At 60.8% G+C, this 1,305-nt stretch carries 1 protein-coding gene; it reads left to right on the top strand.

The window, feature by feature from the left end; all coding sequences use genetic code 11:
• On the top strand, window positions 1–1,305 hold a 1,305-nt coding region (locus tag R7127_RS26355), incomplete at both ends, for an IS91-like element ISVsa3 family transposase (protein ID WP_318148698.1).

Here is a 1,305-nt window from a genome sequence, read left to right as displayed (position 1 = left end):
ATTGCCGGGCTATGTGCAACGGGAATTTGAAGAATTTCTCCAATGCGGGCGGCTGGAGCATGGCTTTCTACGGGTTCGCTGCGAGTCTTGCCACGCCGAGCACCTGGTCGCTTTCAGCTGTAAGCGTCGCGGTTTCTGCCCGAGCTGTGGGGCGCGGCGGATGGCCGAAAGTGCCGCCTTGCTGGTTGATGAAGTACTGCCTGAACAACCCATGCGTCAGTGGGTGTTGAGCTTCCCGTTTCAGCTGCGTTTCCTGTTTGCCAGCCGGCCCGAGATCATGGGGTGGGTGCTGGGCATCGTTTACCGCGTCATTGCCACGCACCTGGTCAAGAAAGCGGGCCATACCCACCAAGTGGCCAAGACGGGCGCGGTCACCCTGATCCAGCGTTTTGGATCGGCGCTCAATCTGAATGTTCACTTCCACATGCTGTTTCTCGACGGTGTGTATGTCGAGCAATCCCACGGCTCAGCGCGTTTCCGCTGGGTCAAGGCGCCGACCAGCCCAGAGCTCACCCAGCTGACGCACACCATCGCCCACCGGGTGGGTCGCTATCTGGAACGGCAAGGCCTGCTGGAACGGGATGTCGAAAACAGCTATCTGGCCTCGGATGCGGTGGATGACGACCCGATGACACCCCTGCTGGGGCACTCGATCACTTACCGTATCGCTGTCGGTTCACAGGCGGGGCGAAAGGTGTTCACTTTGCAAACTCTGCCGACCAGTGGTGATCCGTTCGGTGACGGGATTGGCAAGGTAGCCGGGTCCAGCCTGCACGCCGGCGTGGCGGCCAGGGCCGATGAACGCAAGAAGCTCGAACGGCTGTGCCGGTACATCAGCCGCCCGGCGGTATCCGAGAAGCGGCTGTCGTTAACACGAGGCGGCAACGTGCGCTACCAGCTCAAGACGCCGTACCGGGACGGCACCACGCACGTCATTTTCGAACCATTGGATTTCATTGCAAGGCTGGCCGCCCTGGTACCGAAGCCCAGAGTCAACCTAACCCGCTTCCACGGGGTGTTCGCACCCAACAGTCGGCACCGGGCGTTGGTCACGCCGGCAAAACGGGGCAGGGGCAACAAGGTCAGGGTGGCTGATGAACCGGCAACACCAGCACAACGGCGAGCGTCGATGACATGGGCGCAACGGCTCAAGCGTGTTTTCAATATCGACATCGAGACCTGCAGCGGCTGCGGCGGCGCCATGAAAGTCATCGCCTGCATTGAAGACCCTATAGTGATCAAGCAGATCCTTGATCACCTGAAGCACAAAGCCGAAACCAGCGGGACCAGGGCGTTACCCGAAAG

The organism is Vibrio sp. 1159 (assembly GCF_033340395.1).
Lineage (GTDB): Bacteria > Pseudomonadota > Gammaproteobacteria > Enterobacterales > Vibrionaceae > Vibrio > Vibrio alginolyticus.
Note: the sequence above shows the minus strand (reverse complement) of the source record. Positions and strands in the feature narration are given on the sequence as shown.